The organism is Kytococcus sp. HMSC28H12 (assembly GCF_001816045.1).
GTDB lineage: Bacteria > Actinomycetota > Actinomycetes > Actinomycetales > Dermatophilaceae > Kytococcus > Kytococcus schroeteri.
In genome coordinates, this window is sequence record NZ_KV824344.1 from 1 (window position 1) to 2,785 (window position 2,785).

Sequence of the window (2,785 nt, forward strand, 5' to 3'; positions counted from 1 at the left end):
CCACGTCCTCGTCCAGCGTCCCGTCGGCCCCGGCGGTCCGCAGCCGTGCGAGCAGCTCGGGGTTCACCGCCCGCGCCGTGCCGCGCCGGGCGCCCACCCCTCCCTCGGGGAACAGGTCGTAGAGGTCGTCACCCACCATCATGTGCTGCCACAGCGGCACCGGGCGCACCTCGGAGACCACCACCTCTGTGTCGCCACGCACCTGCCGCAGCCAGGCGCCGAACTCCTCGGCGTTGCTCACCGTGGCCGAGAGACTGATGACCTGCACGTCCTGGGGCAGGTGCAGGATCACCTCCTCCCACACCACGCCGCGCATGCGGTCGGCCAGGTAGTGCACCTCGTCCATGACCACGAAGCCCAGGCCGTGCAGGGTGGTGGAGTCGGCGTAGAGCATGTTGCGCAGCACCTCGGTGGTCATGACCACCACGGGCGCGTTGCCGTTGATGCTGGAGTCGCCGGTGAGCAGCCCGACGTTGGCGTCCCCGTACTCCTGCGCCAGGTCGTGGAACTTCTGGTTGCTCAGCGCCTTGATGGGGGTGGTGTAGAAGCACTTGCGCCCGGTGGCCAGGGCCAGGTCCACGGCGAACTCCCCCACCACCGTCTTGCCCGCGCCGGTCGGGGCCGCCACGAGCGCGCCGTGCCCGTCCTCGACGGCCTCGCAAGCGGTCACCTGGAAGGCGTCCAACTCGAACGGCTGCCGCATGAGGAAGTCCTGCAGGTGCGGGTGGCGGGCGCGCCGCTGGGCGGCGGCGAAACGATCCGAGGGACTGGACATGCGTCCACCCTAGGTGGAGCCACCGACAGCCCCACGGTGACCGCCCGGGCACGCGAACGGCCCGCCCCGGAAGGGACGGGCCGACGTGGGACCGGGCGGCGCGGCTCAGAGCGCCGAGGCGGTGTCCGGGTCGAGGTCCAGGTACTCCGGACGGTCGCGCTTGCGCATCTTGTCGCGCAGGATCGCGATGCCGCAGGCGATGACGTACATGAGCATCATCGGGATGGTGAGCGCCACCATCGAGGTGGGCTCCGGTGCCGCCAGGGCCGCGAACACGAGCACACCGATCGTGGCCCAGCGCCAGCCCCGGAGCATGACCCGGCCGCTCAGCAGGCCGGCGTGGTTGACGGCCACCATGATGACCGGCAGCAGGAAGGCCATGCCGAACCAGAGGATGAAGTTGCCGACGAAGGCGAAGTACGGCTCGGCCGCCGTGAGGTTGGTGCCGCCCTCCGGCATGAAGGCCCCGATGAGCGCCTTCACGGCCGACGGCAGGGCCCACAGGGCCAGGGCGCAGCCGAGCAGGAACATCGGCACCGCCGCGAGGAAGTACCCGAAGGCGATCATCTTCTCCCGGCGGTACAGGCCAGGGAGGATGAACGCCCAGAACTGCCACAGCCAGATCGGGCTGGCGATGATGACGCCCACGACCGCCGAGATCTTGGCCTTGATGGTGAACGGCTGGGTCACGCCACCGGCGCCGAAGTTGACCGAGAAGTCGTCCTTGCCGCGTTCCTTGGCCACCTCCACGATGGGGCGCATCAGGAACTCGGCGATGGCCTCGTAGTAGTACCACCCCACGCACATCCCGACGAACACCGCAACCGCGGCGATGAGCATGCGGTTGCGGAGTTCCTTGAAGTGCTCCACGAGGGCCATGCGGCCCTCCGGGTTCGGAGCCTTCCTCGAGAAGGGGTTGCGGGCCACGCGCGTCAGTTCAGGCGGGTGCCGTCGGACGGCTTGTTGGCCTCGGCCGAACGGGTCGGGTCGGCCAGACGGGAGTCCGGACGGGCGGCGTCGTAGTCGGCGGCGTGGGCCTCGGGGGTCCACTTCTCCTCACGCACCGTGGTCTCGGTGACGCGGGTGCCGTCGGGGCGGGCCTCGGCGCGCACCTCGGTGGCCTTTCCGTCGACCGTCTCGTCCTTGCCGTCCTTCTTCATCTCGCCCACCTCGGACTTCAGCACGCGGGCCGAGCGCCCCAGGTTGCGGGCCATGTCCGGCAGCTTCGCGGAGGCGAAGATCAGCACGATGGCGATGACGAGGATGATGAGGATGAGCGGGTTCTCGAAAAGACGTGCACCCATGTCGGCTCCCTAGGTTGAACGAGTGCCCGGTTCGGGCCCTGTCACCTTACGGTACGGCGCACGCCGCTCGACAACTGCGCCACGGCGCGGGACGCGCCCTGCGACACGGCCGTGAGAAGCGTCTCAGGGGCCACCACCTGCACCGCTCCCCCGGTGCTCCACACCAGACGGGTCACCCAGGCGGGGTCCGCGGCGCGCACCACCACGCGGCGACGCCCCTGCGGCACCGGGCCCAGCCCGCCGTCCTCGGCCCCGTCCTGCCCGCCGTAGTACTCGGCCACCCAGTCGGCCTCGGCGCTGAGATCCAGCACCACCTCGGTGTCGTCCGGCCCCCCGGTGTACGCCCCGGCCCCCAGGTCCTTGGGCTCGGCCTGCGCCGGCGGGGTGCCGTCGGCGTCCAGCACCTCGGCCGCCGCGATGCGGTCGAGCCGGAAGAGCCGCACGTCGCCCGCGGTGTGGCACCACGCCTCGAGGTAGGTCTGTCCGTCCACGGCCACCACCCGCATCGGGGAGACCTCACGGGAGGTCGCCTCGTCGCGGCCGTGGGCCACGTGCTCCAGGCGCACGAGCCGCCGGTTGCGCACGGCGTCGCGCAGACGGGCGGCCAGCTCCTCGTCGGTGGGGGCCGACGCCTCGTGCACCACGGTGCCCTCCACCACCGGGCGCAGCGGGCCGGCGGCCTCGGCGATGCGGGTGGCCAGCTCCT

Annotated in this window: 4 protein-coding genes; all 4 read right to left on the reverse strand. The window is 71.2% G+C overall.

The features are described from left to right. On the reverse strand, positions 1 to 775 hold a 775-nt coding region (locus HMPREF3099_RS03300), incomplete at its 3' end, for a DEAD/DEAH box helicase (protein ID WP_237769722.1). A 105-nt stretch (positions 776 to 880) separates the two neighbouring features. Next, positions 881 to 1,702, reverse strand: coding sequence for a twin-arginine translocase subunit TatC (gene tatC / locus HMPREF3099_RS03305; RefSeq protein ID WP_141494654.1), 822 nt, complete (start codon positions 1,700 to 1,702; stop codon positions 881 to 883). Between the two features lie 5 nt (positions 1,703 to 1,707). Continuing rightward, on the reverse strand, positions 1,708 to 2,079 hold the full coding sequence (locus tag HMPREF3099_RS03310) for a twin-arginine translocase TatA/TatE family subunit (protein ID WP_070703924.1): 372 nt from the start codon (positions 2,077 to 2,079) through the stop codon (positions 1,708 to 1,710). A 41-nt stretch (positions 2,080 to 2,120) separates the two neighbouring features. Then, positions 2,121 to 2,785: helix-turn-helix transcriptional regulator (locus tag HMPREF3099_RS03315; RefSeq protein ID WP_141761963.1), on the reverse strand; the 665-nt coding region annotated here is incomplete at its 5' end.

What these genes read in the sequence shown, in the direction of transcription:
- HMPREF3099_RS03310 (WP_070703924.1), bottom strand. Translation starts at nt 2,079, where the DNA reads ATGGGTGCACGTCTTTTCGAGAACCCGCTCATCCTCATCATCCTCGTC.